The organism is Sphingopyxis sp., assembly GCF_035998965.1.
Classification (GTDB): Bacteria; Pseudomonadota; Alphaproteobacteria; order Sphingomonadales; family Sphingomonadaceae; genus Sphingopyxis.
The window spans coordinates 1-22,130 of sequence record NZ_DASYHE010000100.1; the positions used below are offsets into that span (position 1 = coordinate 1).

The 22,130-nt window shown below is 65.6% G+C and carries 21 protein-coding genes; 7 read left to right on the forward strand and 14 right to left on the reverse strand.

The annotated features are described in order from the left end of the window. The 5 genes from VGN68_RS19655 to VGN68_RS19675 all read right to left on the reverse strand — a co-directional run. On the reverse strand, positions 1-975 hold a 975-nt coding region (locus tag VGN68_RS19655), incomplete at its 3' end, for a 2-isopropylmalate synthase (protein ID WP_327479268.1). Positions 976-1,269: 294 nt separating this feature from the next. Next, complete coding sequence (locus tag VGN68_RS19660) at positions 1,270-1,755, reverse strand: rhodanese-like domain-containing protein (RefSeq protein WP_327479270.1); 486 nt, start codon at positions 1,753-1,755, stop codon at positions 1,270-1,272. A gap of 137 nt (positions 1,756-1,892) precedes the next feature. Continuing rightward, positions 1,893-2,249 (reverse strand): hypothetical protein, encoded by a 357-nt coding sequence (locus tag VGN68_RS19665; RefSeq protein ID WP_327479272.1) that lies wholly within the window; start codon positions 2,247-2,249, stop codon positions 1,893-1,895. Positions 2,250-2,347: 98 nt separating this feature from the next. Beyond that, positions 2,348-2,992 carry a YceI family protein gene (locus tag VGN68_RS19670; protein ID WP_327479274.1) on the reverse strand — a complete coding sequence of 215 codons (645 nt, stop codon included), beginning with the start codon at positions 2,990-2,992 and terminating at the stop codon, positions 2,348-2,350. A gap of 96 nt (positions 2,993-3,088) precedes the next feature. Next, positions 3,089-3,502 carry a hypothetical protein gene (locus tag VGN68_RS19675; RefSeq protein WP_327479276.1) on the reverse strand — a complete coding sequence of 138 codons (414 nt, stop codon included), beginning with the start codon at positions 3,500-3,502 and terminating at the stop codon, positions 3,089-3,091. A 137-nt stretch (positions 3,503-3,639) separates the two neighbouring features. Between VGN68_RS19675 and VGN68_RS19680 the strand changes: the two genes are divergently transcribed. Then, the gene (locus tag VGN68_RS19680; RefSeq protein WP_327479278.1) at positions 3,640-3,948 is read left to right on the forward strand and encodes a polyhydroxyalkanoic acid system family protein; all 309 of its coding nucleotides are present in this window, start codon (positions 3,640-3,642) and stop codon (positions 3,946-3,948) included. A 228-nt stretch (positions 3,949-4,176) separates the two neighbouring features. On the opposite strand, the gene VGN68_RS19685 is transcribed toward VGN68_RS19680, so the two are convergent. The 7 genes from VGN68_RS19685 to miaA form a co-directional block, all read right to left on the reverse strand. Continuing rightward, entirely contained in the window at positions 4,177-5,433 is a 1,257-nt protein-coding gene (locus VGN68_RS19685) for an adenosylmethionine--8-amino-7-oxononanoate transaminase (protein WP_327479280.1), read from the reverse strand. Positions 5,434-5,537: 104 nt separating this feature from the next. Then, entirely contained in the window at positions 5,538-6,266 is a 729-nt protein-coding gene (gene bioD / locus VGN68_RS19690; protein WP_327479282.1) for an ATP-dependent dethiobiotin synthetase BioD, read from the reverse strand. Then, positions 6,263-7,405, reverse strand: coding sequence for an 8-amino-7-oxononanoate synthase (locus tag VGN68_RS19695; protein WP_327479284.1), 1,143 nt, complete (start codon positions 7,403-7,405; stop codon positions 6,263-6,265). The genes bioD and VGN68_RS19695 overlap by 4 nt, the downstream gene beginning before the upstream one ends. Before the next feature lie 150 nt (positions 7,406-7,555). Further along, positions 7,556-8,590 (reverse strand): ketol-acid reductoisomerase, encoded by a 1,035-nt coding sequence (gene ilvC, locus VGN68_RS19700; RefSeq protein ID WP_327479286.1) that lies wholly within the window; start codon positions 8,588-8,590, stop codon positions 7,556-7,558. Positions 8,591-8,693: 103 nt separating this feature from the next. Next, on the reverse strand, positions 8,694-9,209 hold the full coding sequence (ilvN, locus tag VGN68_RS19705) for an acetolactate synthase small subunit (protein ID WP_293699478.1): 516 nt from the start codon (positions 9,207-9,209) through the stop codon (positions 8,694-8,696). Positions 9,210-9,414: 205 nt separating this feature from the next. Beyond that, positions 9,415-11,169, reverse strand: a complete 1,755-nt coding sequence (ilvB, locus tag VGN68_RS19710; protein WP_327479289.1) for a biosynthetic-type acetolactate synthase large subunit — start codon at positions 11,167-11,169, stop codon at positions 9,415-9,417. 74 nt (positions 11,170-11,243) lie between these two features. After that, positions 11,244-12,203: a tRNA (adenosine(37)-N6)-dimethylallyltransferase MiaA gene (gene miaA / locus VGN68_RS19715; RefSeq protein WP_327479291.1), complete on the reverse strand. Its 960-nt coding sequence runs from the start codon at positions 12,201-12,203 to the stop codon at positions 11,244-11,246. On the opposite strand from miaA, the gene serB reads away from it, so the two are divergent. Then, positions 12,202-13,086: a phosphoserine phosphatase SerB gene (serB, locus tag VGN68_RS19720; protein ID WP_327479293.1), complete on the forward strand. Its 885-nt coding sequence runs from the start codon at positions 12,202-12,204 to the stop codon at positions 13,084-13,086. The two genes, miaA and serB, sit on opposite strands and share 2 nt — an antisense overlap. 780 nt (positions 13,087-13,866) lie before the next feature. Then, entirely contained in the window at positions 13,867-15,231 is a 1,365-nt protein-coding gene (locus tag VGN68_RS19725; protein WP_327479295.1) for a DUF1963 domain-containing protein, read from the forward strand. Between the two features lie 27 nt (positions 15,232-15,258). Here VGN68_RS19725 and VGN68_RS19730 read toward each other — a convergent pair whose 3' ends face one another. Beyond that, complete coding sequence (locus VGN68_RS19730) at positions 15,259-16,161, reverse strand: LysR family transcriptional regulator (protein WP_327479297.1); 903 nt, start codon at positions 16,159-16,161, stop codon at positions 15,259-15,261. Between the two features lie 193 nt (positions 16,162-16,354). On the opposite strand from VGN68_RS19730, the gene bla reads away from it, so the two are divergent. Next, entirely contained in the window at positions 16,355-17,218 is an 864-nt protein-coding gene (bla, locus tag VGN68_RS19735) for a subclass B3 metallo-beta-lactamase (RefSeq protein ID WP_327479299.1), read from the forward strand. Between the two features lie 151 nt (positions 17,219-17,369). Here the strand turns inward: bla and VGN68_RS19740 are convergent, their stop codons facing one another. Then, positions 17,370-18,512, reverse strand: a complete 1,143-nt coding sequence (locus VGN68_RS19740; RefSeq protein WP_327479301.1) for an SPOR domain-containing protein — start codon at positions 18,510-18,512, stop codon at positions 17,370-17,372. Positions 18,513-18,755: 243 nt separating this feature from the next. On the opposite strand from VGN68_RS19740, the gene VGN68_RS19745 reads away from it, so the two are divergent. The 3 genes from VGN68_RS19745 to VGN68_RS19755 are packed head-to-tail and all read left to right on the forward strand — an operon-like array spanning position 18,756 to position 21,591. Beyond that, positions 18,756-19,478: a ParA family protein gene (locus tag VGN68_RS19745; RefSeq protein WP_088443538.1), complete on the forward strand. Its 723-nt coding sequence runs from the start codon at positions 18,756-18,758 to the stop codon at positions 19,476-19,478. 17 nt (positions 19,479-19,495) lie between these two features. Next, the gene (locus tag VGN68_RS19750; RefSeq protein ID WP_327479306.1) at positions 19,496-20,176 is read left to right on the forward strand and encodes a hypothetical protein; all 681 of its coding nucleotides are present in this window, start codon (positions 19,496-19,498) and stop codon (positions 20,174-20,176) included. Between the two features lie 23 nt (positions 20,177-20,199). After that, positions 20,200-21,591, forward strand: coding sequence for an SPOR domain-containing protein (locus VGN68_RS19755; RefSeq protein ID WP_327479308.1), 1,392 nt, complete (start codon positions 20,200-20,202; stop codon positions 21,589-21,591). Positions 21,592-22,130: the final 539 nt, after the last annotated feature.

A 22,130-nucleotide genomic window follows, 5' to 3' on the forward strand; every position in this document is an offset into this window, starting at 1 on the left:
GTGGCGCGGGTGGACGGGGAGCTGGTTGCAATATTCGACCGTCGCGATGACTTCGTCGATGTTCGAAAAGTCGAGCCCGGGGTCGACCCCCTGCGTGTACATATTCAGCGCGATGGTGACGAGGCAGGTGTTGCCGGTGCGTTCGCCATTGCCGAACAGGCAGCCCTCGACGCGATCGGCGCCCGCGAGCAGGCCGAGCTCGGCGGCGGCGACGCCGGTGCCGCGGTCGTTGTGGGTGTGGAGCGAGATGATTGCCCTGTCGCGGCCGGGGAGGTTCTTGCAGAAATATTCGATCTGGTCGGCGTAGATGTTCGCGGTCGACGCCTCGACCGTGGCGGGCAGGTTGAGGATGATCGGCTTGTCGGTGGTGGGTTGCAGGATGTCCATCACCGCGGCGCAGCACTCGATGCTGAAATCGAGTTCGGCGGTCGAGAAGGTTTCGGGGCTGTACTGAAACCGCCAGTCGGTGCCGGGGAGGCGTGCGGCGTTGTCGCGCAGCTGCTTCGCGCCCTCGATCGCGATCGCCTTGATTTCGGGCATTTCCATGCCGAACACGATGCGGCGCCAGGCGGGGCTGACCGCGTTATAGACGTGGACGATCGCGGTTTTGGCGCCGGCGAGGCTGTCGAAGCTGGTGCGGATGAGGTCGGCGCGGCTTTGGGTGAGCACCTGCGGGGTGACGTCGTCGGGGATGCGGCCGTCGCGGACGAGGCCCGAGATGAAGTCGAACTCGGTCGCGCCGGCGCTGGGAAAGCCGACTTCGATCTCTTTCAGGCCGATGCGGCAGAGGAGGTCGAAGAAGCGCGCCTTTTTCTCGGCATCCATCGGGTCGATCAGCGCCTGATTGCCGTCGCGCATGTCGGTGGACAGCCAGATCGGCGCGGCGGTGGTGACGCGGGTGGGCCATTCGCGGTGCGCGAGCGGAACTTGCGGAAAGGCGCTGTACTTGACCGAAGGGTCGCGGAGCATGGTCATGGGATGGTCTTCTGCTGGTCGGTTGCGATGATGTCGATCGGACCCTTGAGCGGGTGGCCGCGACTAACGCGCAGCCGGTGTCACGCCCAAGGGCGTGTAAGTCGCAGAAGAAGAAGAAGGGCGTTGCCGCGCATGGCCGCCCTAGTGATGCAAAATGTCGCGCTTGGCAAGGGGGGAGTGGGAAAATTGCGTGGGGTGCCAGTTTTCGTCATCCCGGCGAAGGCCGGGATCTCACCCTCGCGTAATGGCGCACCGGCGAGATCCCGGCCTTCGCCGGGATGACGGTAATGAGGGTCAGCCCTTCACCCACTCCACCGCGGGATCATTGAAATCGACGACATCGGCGAGTTCGTACACATTGGGATAGCCGTAGCCGACGAGGTTGATGAAGGTCTGGATATTGAGCGCGAGCGCGACCGATTTGACCGGCACCGGGGCGACATTGTTGCGGAAATTATTGTTGCAATAGATGAGGATGGGACGGTCGGGGTTGGCGCCGATCACCGCGGCGAGGCTGTCGGCGGTGAAATCGGTGAGCGGCAGGTTGACCGCGCCCTTGATATGCCCACGCACAAAGGCGTCGGCCGAGCGGGCGTCGAGGAGGAGGACGTCGGGTTTCGCCGCTTCGGCCTTGAAGGCGTCGAAGGCGAGCAGGCGGGTGGCGCGCTGCGGCGCGACGCTGGTGGTGAGCGCCTGGAAGGCGGGATAGTCGATCTGCGGATTGGCTTGGCCGAGCGCGGGGGTGGTGGTGAGCGCGGCGGCGAGCAGCAGGATACGCATGATGGTCCTCCCTTTGATGAGGGGAGGCTAGGCGCGGATTGCTGGCTGGGCGATGAACCGCAAAACGGCGCCGGACCGCGGGCGGGCCGCGATCCGGCGCAGGGCAGGGGACCGGGAAAACGTGCGGCGGGCGAGCGTCAGGCGGCTTCGCTCTCCGCGTCGTCCTCGTCCCACGGCTCGAAAATCTCGTCCTCGATCATATTGTCGATCGCGTGGACGCGCACCGCGATCAGCCAGTCGGGGAGCGGGCCTTCCCACGCGGCCTCGACCTGGGTGAGTGCGCCTTCATCGCTGCCCGCGGGGCGATCGCCGACGAGGTCGAAGTCCTGTACGCCGTCCTCGGGCGGGGTGCTGTAAACATGCGGGTCGAGCCGGACATTGGCCCAGCCCGCGGTGGGGGTGAGACCCTCGGCCTCGACGGTCAGCAGCGGATGTTCCTCGTCGCCGCCGATGAAGGCGTTCACATCGACAATTTCGCGTACCAGTTCGCTCATCACACGGGCTCCTCGTGAAAACGGGGCGGGACCGGTGAAGATCCCGCCCCGGCTTTTACGCGGTGCGTGTGACAGATTGGGGTGCGGTTATACCGCGCTTACTGTTTTTCGAACGCGGCGTGGATTTCGAGTTCGACTTCGTCGCTGACTGCGGGGATGCCATAGGCGATGCCGAAATCGCTGCGGCGGATCTTGCCCTCGGCCTGGAAACCGACGGTCGCTTTCTTGTTATAGGGATTGGTCCCGGCGCCGTGGAAATCGACGTCGAGCGTGACCGGCTTGGTCACGCCATTCAGGTTGAGATTGCCGGTGACCGTGGCTTCGTCGCCGTCGTCGTCGAGCACGACGCTGGTCGAGACGAATTTGGCGTCGGCGGGGGCGGCGCCGAAGAAGTCCGGTTTGCCGCCATCCTTGCCCGCACGGAGCAGATGGCCGGTTAGGCCGCTGCTGGCGGTGGTGACCTTGGCGACCGGGATCGTTACATCGACCTTGGCGGCGGCGGGATTGGCGGGATCGATGACCAGGGTGCCGGTGACGTCGCCGAAGATGCCGGTGTATTTGCTGAAGCCGAAATGATCGACTTCCCACACGACCATCGTGTGGCCCGCGTCGGCGGCGTAGCTGCCCGCGGCGACGCGCGCCTTGTCGGGCGCGCCGGGAACCTGCGGCGCGTTCTGGGCGATGACGACGGGAACCGCGACGACAGCGAGGGCAACGGCGGCGAGGGGAGCGATACGGCGCATGGATGGATCTCCTGTTGGGGGCGGTCAGGCTAGGCGTGCGGACAGGGCCGCGTCAATCAGCCCACAGGAAACGCAATGTTTCGCTGCGTGGTTCCGTCAGGGCGCGCGGCGCGCCTCGAACCATTCGCGCAGGGCGAGCGCGGCGCAGCCGGTGAAGCCATAGCTGCCCGACGGCGAGCAACTGCCGGGGCGCGTCTGGCGCGCGATATCCTCATAGCCTTCGACCTTTGACGCCCAGCTGCCGCCACCGACGACGACGTCTTCCTTCAGCTCTTCGCGCAGTTCCTTGGGGACGCGGTAGCGTTCGGATTCGGGCTGCTGGGCGCAAACGATGATTTCGTCGCCGACGGGTTCGGGGCAGGGATCGCTGCCGAAGGTATAAAGCACCGAGGTGCGCTGCGGCGGCTGCGCCGATTGCGCGAGCGAATCGTCGGCCTGCGCCGCGGCGGGCGCGGTGAAGGCGAGCGCGGCGAGCAGCGGGAACAGGTAACAGGTCGGCTTTATCGTCATCGGGCGTCGTGCCTCCAAAGCCTCTCCCGCCGTCGGTGATAGGCGGGCTAGATGAACCTAAGCCTAACTGCCGAGCCGATCGGGCGTTGCATCGTCTTACCCCGCGCCCCACATCGCCGATCGAAGGAGCCGATTCTATGCCGAGCGTTCGCATCGCCCATGACCTGCCGCGCGCCGAAGTGCGCCGCCGCATGGCCGCGCGCGCCGACGATCTGGGCAAACTGATTCCCGGTGGACTGGGGCGGGTCGAGCATCGCTGGGAGCATGACGACCGGATGGATTTTGTGATCCATGCGATGGGGCACAGCATCGCATCGAGCGCGACGGTCGAGGATGCGGCGCTGGTCATCGATTTCGAGCTGCCCGCGGGGCTGGGGTTCGTGCGGCCGATGATCGAGGGGATCATCCGCCAAGCGAGCGACAAATTGCTGCTGGAAAAACGCTAGGTTTTGGCAAGCTCGGGATGGGCTTGATCGGGGGGCCATAGCTGCGCCGCCGTCGTGGATCCCGGATCAAGTCCGGGATGACGTTAAGGAAAAATCCTCCCTGTCGCGTAGCGATGGGGAGGGGGACCGCGCCCGAAGGGCGTGGTGGAGGGGCGGCAACGGCAACGCCAAAGCCCCTCCGTCAGCGCTTCGCGCTGCCACCTCCCCATGGTTTCGCCACAGGGAGGACTAGATTGTATCCAGCGATGCCCCGATCGCGCTCCACACCTGCGCGAGATCATCGGCGGTGATGCAGTAGGGCGGCATCACATACACCGTGTTGCCGAGCGGGCGGAGGAGGACGCCGCGCTCGCGATAGAAGGCGATCAGGCGCGGGGCGAGGTTTGACAGATAGCCGCTGTCGGGGACCGTGATGTCGAGCGCGGCGATGGTGCCGAGGCGGCGGGGATTGGCGACGCGCGGGTCGTGGGTGAGGAGCGAGAGGTGCGCGGCCTGCGCGTCGGCGAGGGTGTCGATACGCTGCTGCACCGGCTCGTCGCGCCAGATGGCGAGGTTCGCGTTGGCAGCGGCGCAGGCGATCGGGTTCGCGGTGTAGCTGCTCGAATGATAGAAGGTCTTGCTGCGGTCAGTTGACCAATGCGCTGCGAAGATCGGTTCGATGCAGAGCGTCACCGCGAGCGGCAGCGCGCCGCCGGTCAGGCCTTTCGACAGGCAGACGATGTCGGGGATGACGCCCGCCTGGTCGCAGGCGAAGCGGGTGCCGGTTCGGCCCCAGCCGGTCATCACCTCGTCGGCGATGAACAGGACGTTGTGGCGGGCGCAGATGGCGCGCATTTCGGCGAGCATCCAGGCGGGGTAGATGAGCATGCCGCCCGCGCCGAGGATGAGCGGTTCGACGATGAAGGCGGCTGGCTTTTGGGCGCAGGCGGCTTCGAGCGCGTCGAGCGTGGCTTGTTCCATGCCTTCGTGCGGGAAGGGGATCGTATCGACATCGAACAACAGGGGCTGCCAGGCGCGGTTATAGACGCCGCGTTCGCCGACCGACATCGTGCCGATGGTGTCGCCATGATAGCTATGGTCGAGGACGAGGATGCGGCTGCGCGGCTCGCCGATGTTGAACCAGTAGCCGAGCGCCATCTTGAGCGCGACCTCGACGCTGGTCGAACCCGAGTCCGAGAAGAAGACGCGGGTGAGCGGATCGGGGGTGATGCGGATCAGTTCGGCGGCGAGCGTCTCGGCGGGTTCGTGGGTCCAGCCCGCGAAGATCAGCTGGTCGAGCCGTTCAGACTGGGCGCGGATCGCGGCCATGATGCGCGGGTGGGCGTGGCCGTGGGTGGTGACCCACCAGCTGGAGATCGCGTCGATCCAGCTGTTGTTTTGCGCGTCAAATAGGCGGGCACCGTCGCCGCGGGCGATCAGCGGGATCGGGTCGCCAAGGCCGTGCTGGGTGAAGGGGTGCCAGATGGGGGATTGGTTGGTGGTCATGGCCTGGGCCTTACTCAATTCCGTCATCCCGGCGAAGGCCGGGATCTCATCGGTGCGGTCAAATTCGACGGCGAGATCCCGGCCTTCGCCGGGATGACGAAAAGCTAGCGGAAATCTGTCAGATCAAAATTGGCGGCAAACGCTTCCGCCAGCGTTTCAGGTGTCAACGGATCGACGATCGGAAACCGGCCCAAGCGGCGCACACCGCTGATTTGCGCGATGATTGCTTCGCTATCCTCCATCGCATCGCCGAGGAAGGCGAGGCCGTGGATCGGGACGCCCCGGCTCCGCAACGCCTCCATCGTCAGCAGGCTGTGGTTGATCGTGCCGAGCGCGGTGCGGGCGCAGACGATGACCGGGATCTGCCAGCGCGCGAACAGGTCGGCGTAGAGGGTGGTGCGCGTGACGGGGACGAGCGCGCCGCCCGCGCCCTCGATGATGAGGTCGCCGGGGGGCGGGGTGAGCGCGGCGAGGTCGATGGCGATGCCATCGATCTCGGCGGCGATATGCGGGGAGGCGGGGGTTTTGAGGCGATAGGCTTCAGGGAGGATTGATCCTCTCTGCGACGAAGTCGTGGGGAGTTGGCAGCGCGAAGCGCTGACGGAGGGGCTTTGGGGCGAGGTTGCGGCCCCTCCACCACCGCTTCGCGGCGGTCCCCCTCCCCATGGCTTCGCCACAGGGAGGAGTTTGGCGACCGTCTCGCTATCGGTTTCATCGTCAAGGCCCGCCTGGATCGGCTTCCAGTAAGGCGCGCCCGTCGCACCCGCGAGCGCCGCCGAAAAAATCGTCTTGCCGATGCCGGTGTCGGTGCCGGTGACGACGAAGCGGGTCATGCTGCGGCCATCGCTTGCGCGAGCGCGTCGGCCATTGCGTCGATGTCGGCCTCGTCGACGTTGAGGGTGATCGCGATGCGCAGCCGTGCGGTCCCCTGCGGCACGGTTGGCGGGCGGATGCCGCGGATGTCGAACCCGGCCTCACGCAGCGCCGCGGCGATGCGCATCGTGCGCTCGTTGTCGCCGATGATGACGGGCAGGATCTGGGTGCCGCTGGCGGGAATGCCGAGGGGCACGAGACGTTCGGTCGCGTGGCGGACGACCGCGTGCAGGCGGGCCTGCCGTTCGGGCTCGTTCGCGACGATCTCGATCGCGTTACGGACGAGCCAGGCCATCAGCGGCGAGGGCGCGGTGGAGAAGATGAAGGGGCGGCCGCGGTTGACGATGAAGTCGCAGGCGATCGCGGGCGCGCAGAGCAGCGCGCCTTCGCAGCCGAGCGCCTTGCCGCAGGTGTGAAGGGTGATGAGGTTGTCGCGGCGCGGTAGCGCGTGGGCGAGGCCCGCGCCGCAGGGACCGAAGACGCCGGTTGCGTGCGCTTCATCGACGACGAGTATGGCGTCGTAGCGGTCGGCGACGGCGGCAAGTTGGGCGAGCGGGGCGCGGTCGCCGTCCATGCTGTAGAGGCTTTCGACCGCGATCCATGGTGTGCCGCCGCCGCCTCCCGCGCGCCAGCGGGCGATGATGTCGTCGAACGCCTGCGCGTCGTTGTGCGCGGCGGCGACGGTCCCGGCGCGGCCGAGCTTCATGCCGTCGTGCGCGCTGGCGTGGATCAGTTCGTCATGGACAACAAGGTCGCCGCGCTGCGGCAGGGTGGCAAAGAGTGCGGTGTTGGCGGCGAAGCCGGTGGCAAAGAACAGCGCGGCTTCGCTGCCATAATGGCGCGCGGCATGGGCTTCGAGCGCTTCATGCTGGGGGTGGTTGCCGCGGAGCAAGCGCGAGCCGCCCGATCCGGCGGGCAGACCGCGTTCTATCCCGACGGTGAGTGCGGCGCGCAGCGTGTCGCTATCGGCGAGGCCGAGATAGTCGTTCGACGCGAAGTCGCGGCCGGCGCGCGGCGCGAGGGCGCGGCGGCTGCTTTGCGCGGCCAGCGCGGCAAGGTCGGCGCGGTGGGTGTCGAAGGGGTGGGATTGGTCGGTCATCAGGGCCGATATCACAAGCCCCTCCCCTTCAGGGGCGGGGTTGGGGTGGGGGTCGCGGGAAGGCGCCAGCGTCGACGCCCACCCCGCTGCGACTAGCGGGCAAGCCCGCAAGTCTCGCTGCCCCTCCCCTGAAGGGGAGGGGGTGCTCACTCAGTTCTTCGCCTTGTCGACCAGCTGGTTCTTGGCGATCCACGGCATCATCGCGCGCAGTTCGCCGCCGACTTTCTCGATCGGATGCGCGGCGGCGGCTTTGCGGCTGGCTTTCAGTTCGGGCTGGCCGGCCTGGTTGTCGAGGACGAAATCCTTGACGAAGCGGCCCGACTGAATGTCCTGAAGCACGCGCTTCATTTCCTTCTTGGTCTCTTCGGTGATGATGCGCGGGCCGGTTTTGATGTCGCCATATTCGGCGGTGTTGCTGATCGAGTAACGCATGTTGGCGATGCCGCCTTCATAAAGCAGGTCGACGATCAGCTTGGTTTCGTGGAGGCATTCGAAATAGGCCATTTCGGGGGCGTAGCCCGCCTCGACCAGCGTTTCGAAACCCGCTTGGATCAGATGGGTGATGCCGCCGCAGAGCACCGCCTGTTCGCCGAAGAGGTCGGTTTCGCACTCTTCCTTGAACGTCGTTTCGATGATGCCGCTGCGGCCGCCGCCGACGGCAGAGGCGTAGGAAAGGGCGAGCGCCTTGGCATAGCCGTTGCCGCTATTGCCGGTCGCTTCCTGTGCGACCGCGATCAGGCAGGGGACGCCGCCGCCCTTTTGATATTCGCTACGCACGGTGTGGCCGGGGCCTTTGGGCGCGACCATGAAGACGTCGATGTCGGGGCGCGCTTCGATCAGGCCGAAGTGGATGTTGAGGCCGTGCGCGAAAGCGAGCGCGGCGCCGGGCTTCATATTGGCGGCGAGGTCATCGGCGTAGATTTTCGCCTGCAATTCGTCGGGGGCGGCGATCATGATGACGTCGGCCCATTCGGCGGCTTCCTTGTTCGTCAGCACCTTGAAGCCCGCAGCCTCGGCCTTCTTTGCAGTTGCCGAACCGGCGCGCAGGGCGATCGCGACTTCGCTGACGCCGCTGTCGCGCAGGTTCTGCGCATGGGCGTGGCCCTGGCTGCCATAGCCGACGACGGCGACCTTTTTGCCCTTGATCAGATCTTGGTCGGCGTCGCGATCGTAATAGACTTGCATGTTTTCTTCCCTGCTAGTTTTTCGTCATGCCGGACTTGATCCGGCATCCATGGACCCCGGATCAAGTCCGGGGTGACGATCGTTGAGACCCTAAACGTAAACCCTAAACCGCCTCCGACCCGCGGGCGATGGCGACGACGCCGGTGCGGCCGACTTCGACCAGCCCGCATTCGCGCATCAGCGCGATGAAGCGGTCGACCTTGTCGCTCGTCCCGGTGATTTCGAAGATGAAGCTGCTGAGCGTCGTGTCGACGACCTTGGCGCGAAAGACGTCGGCCATGCGCAGCGCCTCGATGCGTTTGTCGCCGCTGCCCGCGACCTTGACCAGCGCGATCTCGCGCTCGACATGCGCGCCGCCGTCGGCAAGGTCGGTGACCGAGTGGACGGGCACGAGGCGGTCGAGCTGGGCGATGATCTGGTCGATCACCGCGGGCGGGCCGCTGGTGACGATGGTGATCCGCGACAGCGCATGATCGGCGCTGATGTCGGCGACGGTCAGGCTTTCGATATTATAGCCGCGCGCCGAGAACAGCCCGGTGATCTTGGCGAGAATGCCCGCCTCGTTATCGACGGTGACGGCGAGCACATGGCGCTCGCCCGCTTCGGTGTGGATTTTCATGACAATCCTCCCCTCTCCCCTTGCGGGAGAGGGTTGTGGAGACTTGGCAGCTTGCTGCGTAGTCGGAGCTGGGTGAGGGGTCTGCGCGCCAAGGGCGCGCGTGGCCTGAAAGGCCGCTCCCCCTCTCTAAGACTTGCTACGCGGCAAGCCGCCAAGCCAAGTCTTTTCTCCCCCGCCGGGGGGGAGAAGATTGAAGTTGAGATCATCACACCAGCGCCTTGGCTTCGTCGTCCATCGTGCCGACGATGTCGTTCGGCTGGAGGATCATGTCGGTGTGCGCGGCGCCGCTCGGGATCATTGGGAAGCAGTTGGCGAGCTGCGCGACGCGGCAGTCGACGATCACCGGTCCCGGGGTGCCCAACATCGTCTGGATGCCGTCGGCGAGTTCACCGAGCGTGTCGATGCGCAGGCCGGTCCAGCCATAGGCGTCGGCGAGCTTCACGAAGTCGGGCAGGCTGTCCGAATAGCTGTTCGAATAGCGGCTTTCGTAGGTCAGCTCCTGCCACTGGCGGACCATGCCCATCCACTGGTTGTTGAGGATGAAGATTTTCACCGGCAGGCGATATTGCGCGACGGTGCCCATTTCCTGGATATTCATCTGGAGCGAGGCCTCGCCCGCGATGCCGCTGACGAGGCGATCGGGGTGCGCGATCTGAGCGCCGACCGCGGCGGGGAATCCATAGCCCATCGTGCCGAGACCGCCGCTGGTCAACCAACGATTGGGGCTGTCGAAGTGGAAATGCTGCGCCGCCCACATCTGGTGCTGGCCGACCTCGGTGGTGATGATCGGGTCCATGCCGCGGGTCGCGTCGAACAGCGCCTTGACCGCACGCTGCGGCATGATTTCGGCGCCATCCTCCTTCTTCTCGGGAAAGTCGAGGCAGCGCGTCGCGCGCCAGCCGTCGAGGCGGCGCCACCATTCGCCAAGGTCACGGGCTTTGTGGCCCTTGTCGGCCCACGCCGCGATCAGCGCATCGAGCGCGCGCCCGGCGTCGCCGACCACCGCGAGATCGACGGGGACGATCTTGTTGATCGAACTGCGATCAATGTCGATGTGGATCTTTTTGGAATTGGGCGAGAAAGCGTCGAGACGGCCGGTGACACGGTCGTCGAAGCGCGCGCCGACCGCGATGATCAGGTCGGCGCGGTTCATCGCCATATTGGCTTCATAGGTGCCGTGCATGCCGAGCATGCCGAGCCATTTTTCATCGTCGGCCGGGAAGGCGCCGAGCCCCATCAGGGTCGAAGTGACCGGCGCGCCGGTGAGCTCGGCGAGCTGGCGCAGCGCCGCACTCGCGTCGGGACCGGCGTTGATGACGCCGCCGCCGGTGTAAAAAATCGGGCGCTCAGATGCGGCGATCATCGCGATGGCCTGTGCAATCGCATCGGCGTCGGGATCGACCTGCGGGCGATAGCTTTTGTGATCGATCCGGTTGGGGATCGAGTAAGTGCCGGTCGCGACCTGGACGTTTTTGGGGATGTCGATGACCACCGGGCCGGGGCGGCCATGGGTCGCGATATAAAAGGCCTCATGCAGGATCGGGCCGAGGCGGTCGGGGTCCATCACGAGGTAATTATGCTTGGTGCAGTGGCGCGTAATGCCGACGGTGTCGCATTCCTGAAACGCATCGGTGCCGATCAGCGTCGTCGGCACCTGTCCCGTCAGCACGACCATGGGGATGGAGTCGAGCAAAGCGTCGGTGATGCCGGTGACGGCATTGGTCGCGCCGGGGCCGGAGGTGACGAGGACGACCCCGGGCTTGCCGGTCGAGCGCGCATAGCCCTCTGCCGCGTGGGTCGCGGCCTGCTCGTGGCGGACGAGGATGTGCTTGATCGTCGGGTGCTTGAAAAGCGCGTCGTAGATCGGAAGCACCGCGCCGCCCGGATAGCCGAACACTGTATCGACGCCAAGGTCGACCAGCGCCTGAACCACCATGTCGGCACCGCTCATTTCCGTCACGACGAAACTCCTTTCAATCCAAAAACGCCGCGCTTGTGCGCTGCAACAGGGTTGCGGGCAATAGGTATATGATTCTATCCTGTCAACAGCCTTTGACGTAATATAATTGCTAATTCATCAATAGAATCGTTGTTTAGTGACTCTGTGTGGCGCGGCCAGTCGGCGGGTGGCTGATTGCGGAACCAGGTATATTGGCGTTTGGCATATTGGCGCGTGGCGGCCTGCGTGAGCGTGAGTGCTTCGTCGCGGTCGATCGCGCCGATCAGATATTGGGCGATTTGCGGCACCCCGATGGCGCGCATCGCGGGAAGGTCGGGATCGAGGTTGCGCGCGAGCAGCGCTTCGACTTCGCCGATCGAGCCGTCGTCGAACATCTGGACCAGCCGCTGGTCGCAGCGGTCGCGCAGCCACTCGCGCGGCGGGAGGAGGATGAGCGGGGCGAGGGTGATCGTGTCGCCGATGCCGCCCGTGTGCGCAGCGTGCCAGTGGCCGAGCGGGTGGCCGGTCGAGCGAACGACTTCGAGCGCGCGGGCGATGCGGGTGGTGTCTGCGGGATTGAGGCGCGCGGCGGTATCGGGATCTTCGCGGGTGAGCGCGGCGTGGGCGTCGGCGACGGGCAAAGCGCGGACCGCGGCGCGCACATCGGGGTCGATCTCGGGGATCGGCGAAATGCCGTCGAGCAGGGTGCGGATGTGCAGGCCGGTGCCGCCGACGAGGATCGGGATGTCGCCCGCGGCGTGCGCCGCGGCGATCGCGGCGCGCGCTTCATCGGCCCAGCGCGCGGCGTTATGCGGCTCGGCGGCGTCGATATGGCCGAAGAGGTGGTGCGGGATGCCCGCCATCTCTTCGTCGGTCGGGCGCGCCGAGAGAATAGCGATGTCGGTATAGACCTGGCTGGCATCGGCATTGATCACAACGCCGCGCCCGACGGCTTTTGCCAGCGCCACCGCCAATGCGCTCTTGCCGCTGGCGGTGGGGCCAGCGATAAGTGCGACAGGTGGCCGTGGGCCGAAAGAAGATAAAGGAGTAGCCATGTTCGTCGCGACGCTGATAGCAGCCGGAAAGCTGACCGACGAGGTGGTTCGCGAAGCGATCGATCGGCTCGACGCAACAGGCCATGACGTCGGCGCGCCGCACTGGCTCGACGAGGGCGATGCCGCCGATATCGTCTTTCACGGTAGCCTGGTCAGCGCGCGCAAGGAATTGGCGCTGATGGACCATGGATCGCTCGACACGATCGTCCAGCCGCAGGGCGACCGGACGAAGAAGCTGATCATCGCCGACATGGATTCGACGATGATCACCGTCGAGTGCATCGACGAACTGGCCGATTATGCGGGGCTGAAGCCCGAGATCGCGGCGATCACCGAGCGCGCGATGCGCGGCGAGCTTGATTTCCGCGCGGCGCTGATCGAGCGGGTGGGATTGCTGGCAGGGATGCCCGAGGCGACGCTGGTCGAATGCCGGATGGAGCGGGTGAAGCTGACGCGCGGCGCGCGCACGTTGGTACAGACGATGAAGGCGCATGGTGCTTATTCGGTGCTGGTATCGGGGGGCTTCATGCCGTTCGCGGGGCCGGTTGGCGAGGCGATCGGATTCGACAAGGTGCTGGCGAACGAGCTGGAGATTAAGGACGGCAAGCTGACCGGGAGGGTGATCGAGCCGATCGTCGATAGCGCGGCAAAGCTGGAAACGCTGAAGGCCGAGGCGGCGAAGCACGGCCTGCCGCTCGCCGACACGCTGGCGGTGGGCGACGGCGCGAACGATATTCCGATGATTACGGCGGCGGGGCTGGGGATCGGCTATTATCCGCACCCGGCGGCGGGCGAGGCGGCGGCGGCGGTCGTGCGGCACCATGACCTGACCGCGCTGCTGTGGGCGCAGGGTTATCCGCGGCGGAGCTGGGTGCTGGGGTAGGCGTCCGCTAACGACCAATTGCGGACGTTCATGGCCGCTGGCGTTCATCCCTTTGACTCACGTCGATTCTCAGAGATTTCGCTTTGTCATCTAAATGCGAAGCGTTGTTTCCGGGCAACGGTGCCATACACCACGAGTCGCCCCGCTTGGTGAAAATGCGGCTCAAATGCCAATCTTCATTCTTGGCCATATAATATCCCGACCCTGCAGAAACATATCCATACACTTTCGCGTCGAAAGAACACTGAGCCTGCGGATGGAACCAAGCAGGCTTAGACTCACATTTCAGTTTGGAAACGTCGCTTACAAATGAGTTTGCGCCACAATCGCCGCCATCCGCGCATGTGAACAAAATACACTCCCACGCCTGAGGAATATCATTGGCCGTCGGAACTGAGGAAACTAATCCGCATGCACCTAGCGCGATTAGCGGAAGGGCTAAGGCAACTCGCATTTTATCATCCAAGTGTCGTTTGCCTCAAAAGCGACACGTAAACCAACGTCACGCGTCGTGCCAAGTCTTTTGCGTCAGCTTTCCACCCCGAAACGGACGTTCGGCGCAGATTTGAACGGAATGACCGGAAACTACTCCAAAGCGACAAGGCCATCATCATGCCGGACCTGATCCGGCATCCATGAGCGTAGCCGTCGTATGGATCCTGGATCACGTCCGGGATGACGACGATATGGGGGCCGCTTTCTACCCCAAGGCGGAGCTAGCAACCCAAGCCGCTTGCCGATGCGCTGAAAAATGTGAAACGATGCGTGGGGGAGAAGCTTATGGATTCGGTCACAAAAATTGCCGAAATCTTCGCGCGGCATCGCAGCGAGGCGGTGTTGTTGCACCGGCCTTATCCGCCGTCCGCGGCCGCCGCGACGAAGAGCCGGTTCGGGGGCCTGCCCGCGCTGCCCAGAGCGATCGACTGGCCGCGGATGAAAGACGGGACGCCGCTGCATTTTCTGGCGCAGATCGATTGCGGCGCATTGCCGTTTCCCTGCGCCTTGCCCGATCGCGGCATGTTGTTCTTTTTTGGGCGCGACGATGACGAGCAGATCTGGGGTGAAGATTATGTCGGCGACAAGGCGTGGCGGGTGATCCATGCGCCGGACGCGGTCGGCGACGATCCCGCCCGTCCGGCACCGCCCGATTTGCCGCCGATCGGCGGCGATTATCCGCAAGGCAACTGGCGGCCGTTTTTGTTGGAGGGGGAGAGGGGGCCGAATGTCCATGTCGAATGGCCGATCGAATTGCGGCGGATCGATACATGGCCCGACGCGAGCGCGCTGACCGGCGATGAATTTGGCGCGGGACATGAGGGGGCGGGCTGGCGGTCGCGGCTGTTGGCGCTGGTCAACAAAGACAAGCAGGCGCAGCAGCAGGAGGCCGATCGCGCGCAGCTGTGGGATGCATACCAAGACCAGCTGGACGTCAAGCGCGCCGACGCCTTTTATGCAGCAACCGGTTTTGCCCGGCCGCGGCCCAAGACGGGCGAACCCTATTTCCGCAACACCAAGCTCGCGATGCGCATCCTGCAAGAGGATAGCGGCAGCCAGGTGTGGCCCGACCGCTGGGTCCATGTCGGCTTTTTCTGCCGCGCGTTGCGTGTCGGATTGGCGCGGCCGACCGCGCGCAAAAATATCAAGGATGCCGATGCGCGGATCGCGGCGGCGACAAGGTGGATCGCCATCGCCGATGCGGCCGATCCTGCGGCGCCGGTTCCGGCGGCAGAGCGCGACGATTTCCGGCGCTGGGCGACGTCGATGCAGCGCGGGGATGCCCAGGTGCCGCTGGATTATGCGGTCGCCGACTGGATGCTGGAGGCCGCGAAAGCAGCGGTTCGCAGCTTTGCCCATGATCGGCAGAAAGCACGGCTGATCTCCTCCACCGTCTACGACGTGCTGGCGCCGCATTTTCAGGGCGATTCGGCGTGGGGCATCCAATACTCCCAGCTGCTCGGTCATGCGCCGTCGTCGCAGCAGGCACGCGAGACTGATGATCCGACGGTGTGCCTGCTAAACCTGGCCAGTGATGCCGGACTGGGATGGATGTTCGGCGATGTCGGCGAGGCGAGTTTCTGGATATCACCCGAAGCGCTGGCGGATATGGATTTCAGCAAGGCGTGGGCGACGCTCGAAGGGCATTGATCGGCGCCGTGGACGGGCGGGTTGGCGTTATGGCGCGTCGGACGGGGGCGCCGAGGTGGCGGCCGACGCCATTTCATCGGTCAGCCACCCGCGGAACCGCGCCATCGCATCACTCTCCGCTCGCGACATCAGACGGGTGAGCCAGTAGCGGCCGGCGTTGATCTCCACCTCGAAGGGCTGGACGAGCAGTTCGGCGGCGAGCTCGCGGGTGAACATCGCGGGCGGCGCTAGAGCTATGCCCTGGCCTGCGGCGGCGGCGCTCGCCATCAGCGCCGAGCTGTCGAACATCGGGCCGCGCAGCATCGGGGCGGGGACGCCCGCGGCGGCGAACCACAGCGCCCATTCTTCGGCGCGGTATGTGCGGAGCAGGCGTTCGGGGATCAGGTCAGCGGGCGTCTTGAGCCGCGCGGCGATGACGGGAGTGCAGAGCGGGGTCAGCGGCGCGGCGAGCAGCGGTTCGGCGTGGGTGCCGTGCCAGGCGCCGTCGCCGAAACGGATCGCAAAATCGAGCGCCTCACCCGCGAGGTCGACGCGGTTGTTGTTGGTCGAGATGCGCAGGTCGATGCCCGGATGCGCGCGGGCGAAGGCGTCGAGGCGCGGAAGCAGCCAGCCGGTGGCGAAGGTGCCAACGACGCCGACTTTCAGCACCTCGCGGAAGCGGCCGTCGCTATATTGGTCCAGCGTCGCGGCGACGCGGTCGAAGGCGTCGGCAACGACGGGGACGAGCGCCTGGCCCTCGTCAGTGAGCGCGAGGCCGCGCGGCAGGCGGTAGAACAGGCGGGTGCCGAGGCGGCGTTCGAGCTGTGCCACCTGATGGCTGACCGCGCCCTGACTGACGCACAGTTCGATGGCGGCGCGGGTGAAATTGAGGTGGCGCGCGGCAGCGTCGAAGGCGCGCAGGGCGTTGAGCGGAAGCTGGGCGCGGTCCATTGGGCCTCTAATATCCAGACCTGTCTCGCCTTGTCACCCCGGACTTGATCCGGGGTCCATGCGGGGGCCGCTTGTGGATCCCGGATCAAGTCCGGGATGACGAAATTTATGAGAAATTCTCATGGCTTTGTCGAGAAATGATGCTTTGTCGGGTGCCGTTCGACTTGGCAATTTGGCCGCGAAGGAGACGATAATGTTCGAAGCAATCAGTCTGTTGGCGTGGCTTGCCGCGGCGAGCGGGGCGCCGGTTCCGGCGGTGGATCCGCTGATCCAGCCGATCACGACGTCGCGGTCGGCTGAATGGCTGGCGCCGGCCTCGCCGGAGAAAATTTATGGCAACAGCTATCTGGTCGGGTTCGGCGGGATGAGCGTGGCATTGATCGACACCGGCGCGGGACTGGTGCTGGTCGACGGCGCCTTGCCGCAAGCGGCGCCCGCGATCCTCGCCAATGTTCGCCAACTGGGGTTCGACCCCAAAGACATCAAATTTATTCTGAGCACCGAGCCGCATTTCGATCATGCCGGCGGGCTCGCGGCGCTGGCGCGCGACACCGGTGCGACGGTGGTGGCGAGCGCGCGCGGGGTTGAGGGGCTGCGGACGGGGCGGCACGCTGCCGACGATCCGCAGCTGGCCTATGGTGGCAGCTGGCCCGCGGTGACCACGCCGATGCGCGTGATGGCGGACGGGGAGGTGCTGACGCTGGGCAAGGTGGGGATAACCGCCCACGCGACGCCGGGGCATACGATGGGGAGCATGAGTTGGAGCTGGCGGGCGTGCGAGGGTGCGGCGTGCAAAGCTGTGGTGTTTGCGTCGAGCCTGAATCCGGTGTCGGCGGACGATTACAGGTTCAGCAGCGCCGCAGGGGCGCCGTTCGTGGCGGCCTTTGCGCAAAGCTGGCGGACGATGGAGGCGCTGGCGTGCGACATCCTGATTTCGGCGCATCCCGATAATGCCGGCGAGGGGCGGTATAATGCGAAGCCGGGGGCGTGCCGGGCCTATGCTGAGCGGTCGCGTCAGGCGCTGGCGAAGCGGTTGGCGGCGGAGAAGGCGGAGTAGCTAGTTTTTAATCCTCCCTGTCGCGTAGCGATGGGGAGGGGGACCGTCGCCGCAGGCGATGGTGGAGGGGCGGCGACGTTGCGCTATTGCCCCTCCGTCAGCGCTTCGCGCTGCCACCTCCCCATCGCTGCGCGACAGGGAGGATTTGTTGCTACTTATCCACCACCAGACAGGCCTGTCCGCTCTTGCTGAGCGCGGCGCAGAAGTTGTTGGCTTCGCCTTTGTTGGCAAAGCCGCCGGTCTGGAGGCGGGTTACCTTGCCGGTCTTGAGGTAGATCGGCTGGCGCGCGGCGACGGCGGGGTGTTTTTTGCCGAGTGCCGTCCAGAGGTTGCGCGCGTTGCCCTCGACCCCGAAGGCGCCGAGCTGCGCGCGCCAGGGGCTGTTGCCGCCGGTAGCACGCGCCGGGGTCGGGGTTTCGCGGACAGCGATGGGCGCGTTGTTGACGGGCGGTTTGGCTTTGGCCGCAGCGGGCGGCGGCGCGTAGGTCGTGCCGGGTTTGCCCTTGGCGGCGTCGGCAGCCGCGGTGGCTTCGACGGCGGCGATCGTGGCGGCCTTGGCCGCGGGTGTTGAGGGCGCCGGGGTCGCGATCACCGGCGGCGACGTATAGCTGGCGCCGGGAACCGAGGCGGGCAGGCTGGCGGTTTTGACCGGGGAGGTTGGTGCGGGTTTCGCGGCTGGCGGCGCAGCGGCGGTGACTGCGGCCAAACGCGCGCGCGCTTCATTCTTTTCAATCTCGGGCAGCATCGCGAGGCCGCGCTGGCGCTGGTCGAGCGGGATGAGGCTGTCGAGCTGGGCGAGGCGCGCCGACGCGATGCCGAGTCCGGCGTCGCTGGCGCGCTTGGTCAGCGCATAGGCGCGCGGCCAGTCCTGCGCGGCGAGGTCACCGTTGAAGTGCGCGGTGCCAAGGACATATTGTGCCCGCGGTTCGCCGCGTTCGGCCGAGCGCAGGATGAACGGCATCGCTTCGTCGCGGCGGTTGGCGGTGAACAGGACGAGGCCGAGATTGTCCTCGGCCTGCAAATGCCCCTGTTTGGCGGCGCGGCGGTACCAGGCCTCGGCCTGCGCCAGATCGGTGGGAACGCCGCGGCCAAGCTTATACGCCTGTCCCAGGTTGAACTGCGCATCGGCATCGCCCGCGAGCGCGGCGGGGCGCCACTGGGCGACGGCGCCCTGATAATCACCGGCTTGCCAGGCGTCGACGCCGTCCTTGACATCGGCATGGGCCGGCGCGGTCAGCATCATTGCCGCAATCAGCGGCAGCGCCAGCGAAACGGCGGTGCGGAAAGGTCGCATTTACTTCTCCAATGACTTGCATCGCTGCAGTCCCCAATGCTTTTATAGCGGGAATTGGCTAACACCGCGTTAGCAACCTGCGCCAGTTAGCATATCTGATCCATTTCGGCACAGGTTACCGTTTTGGCCTTGTTAACCATGGTGGCGAGCAAGCCGTTCACCTTGTTTTTATCATCGTTAACTCAATTTTAGCGCCCTGCATGGCATTCCACCGCCAATTCGTGGTTTTTCAGGGGGACAGCTGTGCGCGTTTTGGCATTGGCTTCACAAAAAGGCGGGTCGGGCAAGACGACCCTCTCGGGGCATCTCGCGGTACAGGCACAGCTTGCGGGCGCCGGTCCGGTCGTGCTGATCGACATCGATCCGCAAGGCTCGCTTGCCGATTGGTGGAACGAGCGCGAGACCGACCTACCGGCTTTTGCCCAGACCACCGTGGCGCGGCTTGCGTCCGACCTGGAAATCCTGCGCCAGCAAGGCTTTAAACTGGCGGTCATCGACACGCCGCCCGCCATCACCATGGCGATCCAGAGCGTGATTTCGGTCGCCGAACTGATTGTTGTCCCGACCCGTCCCAGCCCGCATGATCTGCGCGCCGTCGGCGCCACCGTTGATCTTTGCGAACGCGCCGGCAAGCCGCTGGTGTTCGTCGTCAACGGCGCAACGCCCAAGGCCAAGATTACCAGCGAAGCCGCGGTTGCACTGTCACAGCATGGCACCGTCGCCCCGATTACCTTGCACCACCGTACCGATTATGCCGCGTCGATGATCGACGGCCGCACGGTGATGGAGGTCGATCCCAATGGCCGCTCTGCCGAAGAGATCCGCCAGCTGTGGACCTATATGAGCGACCGGCTCGAAAAGAATTTCCGCCGCACTATTTTTGCCGCGCCGATCCCGACGCAGGGCAATTATGGCGCGGTTCGTCCGATGGGCGGTGGCTTTGGCCGCCGCATCGCTGGCCAGTGACGGGAGGGATCGGAACCATGGGCGAACCCAAACCCCTCGCTTCGCTGAGCGCCGGACTGCTGGCCCGCAAGGGCGGCGCACGGCCCGCCATGCGCCGTCAGCCGCTGGGCAGCGGCCCCGCACCCACCAACGCCGCCGGTTATGACGACCTGGGCTGGAACGACATGGGCTATGACGTCGATCCCGATCAGTCGGGTGAACCCGCACGGATGCTCGACCTCAAGCCTTTGCTCACCGGGTCGGTGCTGGCGCATAATGTCGAGGCCGAACAGGCGCTTGAGGATAGTGTTGGCCACGAGTTGACCGATGCGGTGGCTGAGGATTATGCCGCGCAAGATTATGGCGCCGACGCCTTTGAAGCCGAAGCGCACGAAGTTCCCGAAATCGTCCGCCAGCAGGAATCGCTGATCGATCGCGTCGCCGCCGTGGCGCGCAAGGTCGAGGCGCGGCCCGAGCCGAAGGCGAAGAAGGAAAAGGCGCCGCGTGCGCTGCGCGCGCGCGAAAAAGCGGCCTTCACGCTCCGCCTCGATGCCGAACGTCATCTGCGTCTGCGCCTTGCAAGTGCAGTGACCAACCGGTCGTCGCAGGTGATCCTGACCGATTTGCTCGACGAATATCTGACAACGCTGCCCGAAATCGACGCGATGGCGAGCCGCCTGCCGGCAGCCCGTCCGACGCGCCAGACGATGCCGCGCTGAACCAGTCCAGAGGGGACCATAAGATGAACCGCAAATTGCTGATGAACCTCGCCGTTTCGGGCCTTGTGCTGAGCGTGGCCACCGGATGCAGCGGAATGGGCGCGATGGCCGATGCGCCGTCGCGCGCCGCCGGCCAGCCCGCGGTTGCCGCCAAATCGGCGGATCAGGCGCGCGCCGCGCTCGAAGCCGGGAAAGTCAGCAAGGCGGTCGGCCTGGCCGAAGCCGCGGTTGCGGCAAGCCCGCGCGACGCGAGCTATCGGGCGCTGCTGGGGCAGGCTTATCTGAACGACGGCCGCTTTGCATCGGCCACTTCGGCGCTGACCGAAGCGACGGAATTGGGTGCGACCGACAGCAACACGATCATCGCGCTGACGCTGGCGCAGATTGCGCAAGGCAAGGGCGCCGAGGCGATTTCGCTGCTTCAGGCGCACCGCGACACGGTGCCGGCATCGGACATCGGGCTGGCGCTGGCGCTGGCCGGGGATCATGAAGGCGCGATCTATGTGCTGACCGATGCGGCGCGGGCGCCCGGTGCGAATGCGCGGACGCGGCAGAATCTGGCGCTGGCCTTTGCCCTGTCGGGTCGCTGGGCCCAGGCGCAAATCCTGGCGTCGCAAGACCTGTCGCCTGCCAAGTTGGAAGCGCGGATGACCGAATGGTCGAAACTGGCCGAAACGCCGAACGCGCAGCTGCGCGTCGCGAGCCTGATCGGCACCAAGGCGCAGCAGGATGCCGGGATGCCGGTTCGCCTGGCGCTGAGCAATTTTGGCGAGACGCAGATGGCGGCCGTTGACACCCCCGTCGAACTGGCTAGCGCCGATCCGGCTCCCGTGGCCGCTTATGCGCCGCCGCCGCCGGTTTTGGCCGACGCCAGCAGCGCCATTCGCAGCATCGAACTGCCGATGCCCGAGCGTAATGCCGATGGCGTCGTGCCGGTCACCGAATTGCCGCAGCCGAAGGCCGTGAGCGACGTGATCATGGCCGACGCCGCGCCTTACCGGGCCGCTCCGCGCGTCGCGGGCGAGGGACGCATCCGGCCGGCGCAGCAACAGGCGCTGGAACTGGCAACCGTGCTGATCCCCAAGGCGATGGCGTTCAACGCCAAGAAGCCGACTGGCTGGGCGGTGCAACTGGGCGCCTATGACAGCCTGGGCATTGCCAAGGAAAAATGGGGTGGTCTGAAAAAGCGAAACCGCGTCTTGGCCAACTTTCCGGCATCGAGCCACGCCGCGACGGTCAAGGGCCGTACTTTTTATCGCCTGACCGTGAACGGGCTGGCGACGCGCGCCGACGCAACCAATCTGTGCCGCGAGCTGAAGGCGCAGGGTCAGACCTGTTTCATCCGCGCGATGGGCGGCAGCGAGAGCATCCAGTGGGCGGCGAAAGCAAGCCCGATGCGGCTTGCTTCCAGGTAGTTTGAGTTTCCCAGCCTGTCGGCGGGATCCACGGAAAAGGGGCGGGGCCAGCGATGGCCGCGTCCCTTTTTCTGTTGGGAGGTGACGGGCGAGTCTCGATCCTCCCCGTGGCGTAGCCATGGGGAGGTGGCAGTCCGCAGGACTGACGGAGAGGCGATGACGCACCCGTCGCGGCCCCTCCACCCTTCCCATCGCTTCGCGACAGGGAGGATTTCTCCTCATCGTCATCCCGGACTTGATCCAGGATCCATTGCTGCACTGTCGTCTTGGATCCCGGATCAAGTCCGGGATGACGAAGGATGAAGGCAGCAAAACACTCTTAATCAGCCCAGCGAAATCACCCGCGCCCGATCCACCCGTTGACACTTCGCCCCCCCAAACCTATATCCGCGTCACACCCCATCGTTCGAGATAGAGTCCGCCTTGCGCAGCGGATTGTACGGATAGGTCGGCGGGGATTTCGACAGGCGTTGGAAAGCTGCGGTAAACCGGCAACGGTTGCCTGCGGCTTTTTTCGCGTCGGAGCGCCCGCGATTTGG

Excerpts from the sequence above, each read along its gene's own strand:
- VGN68_RS19660 (WP_327479270.1), bottom strand. The coding sequence starts at position 1,755 with ATGCGTATCCTGCTGCTCGCCGCCGCGCTCACCACCACCCCCGCGCTC.
- VGN68_RS19665 (WP_327479272.1), bottom strand. The coding sequence starts at position 2,249 with ATGAGCGAACTGGTACGCGAAATTGTCGATGTGAACGCCTTCATCGGC.
- VGN68_RS19670 (WP_327479274.1), bottom strand. The coding sequence starts at position 2,992 with ATGCGCCGTATCGCTCCCCTCGCCGCCGTTGCCCTCGCTGTCGTCGCG.
- VGN68_RS19675 (WP_327479276.1), bottom strand. The coding sequence starts at position 3,502 with ATGACGATAAAGCCGACCTGTTACCTGTTCCCGCTGCTCGCCGCGCTC.
- VGN68_RS19680 (WP_327479278.1), top strand. The coding sequence starts at position 3,640 with ATGCCGAGCGTTCGCATCGCCCATGACCTGCCGCGCGCCGAAGTGCGC.
- VGN68_RS19685 (WP_327479280.1), bottom strand. The coding sequence starts at position 5,433 with ATGACCACCAACCAATCCCCCATCTGGCACCCCTTCACCCAGCACGGC.
- bioD (WP_327479282.1), bottom strand. The coding sequence starts at position 6,266 with ATGACCCGCTTCGTCGTCACCGGCACCGACACCGGCATCGGCAAGACG.
- VGN68_RS19695 (WP_327479284.1), bottom strand. The coding sequence starts at position 7,405 with ATGACCGACCAATCCCACCCCTTCGACACCCACCGCGCCGACCTTGCC.
- ilvC (WP_327479286.1), bottom strand. The coding sequence starts at position 8,590 with ATGCAAGTCTATTACGATCGCGACGCCGACCAAGATCTGATCAAGGGC.
- ilvN (WP_293699478.1), bottom strand. The coding sequence starts at position 9,209 with ATGAAAATCCACACCGAAGCGGGCGAGCGCCATGTGCTCGCCGTCACC.
- serB (WP_327479293.1), top strand. The coding sequence starts at position 12,202 with ATGTTCGTCGCGACGCTGATAGCAGCCGGAAAGCTGACCGACGAGGTG.
- miaA (WP_327479291.1), bottom strand. The coding sequence starts at position 12,203 with ATGGCTACTCCTTTATCTTCTTTCGGCCCACGGCCACCTGTCGCACTT.
- VGN68_RS19725 (WP_327479295.1), top strand. The coding sequence starts at position 13,867 with ATGGATTCGGTCACAAAAATTGCCGAAATCTTCGCGCGGCATCGCAGC.
- VGN68_RS19730 (WP_327479297.1), bottom strand. The coding sequence starts at position 16,161 with ATGGACCGCGCCCAGCTTCCGCTCAACGCCCTGCGCGCCTTCGACGCT.
- bla (WP_327479299.1), top strand. The coding sequence starts at position 16,355 with ATGTTCGAAGCAATCAGTCTGTTGGCGTGGCTTGCCGCGGCGAGCGGG.
- VGN68_RS19740 (WP_327479301.1), bottom strand. The coding sequence starts at position 18,512 with ATGCGACCTTTCCGCACCGCCGTTTCGCTGGCGCTGCCGCTGATTGCG.
- VGN68_RS19750 (WP_327479306.1), top strand. The coding sequence starts at position 19,496 with ATGGGCGAACCCAAACCCCTCGCTTCGCTGAGCGCCGGACTGCTGGCC.
- VGN68_RS19755 (WP_327479308.1), top strand. The coding sequence starts at position 20,200 with ATGAACCGCAAATTGCTGATGAACCTCGCCGTTTCGGGCCTTGTGCTG.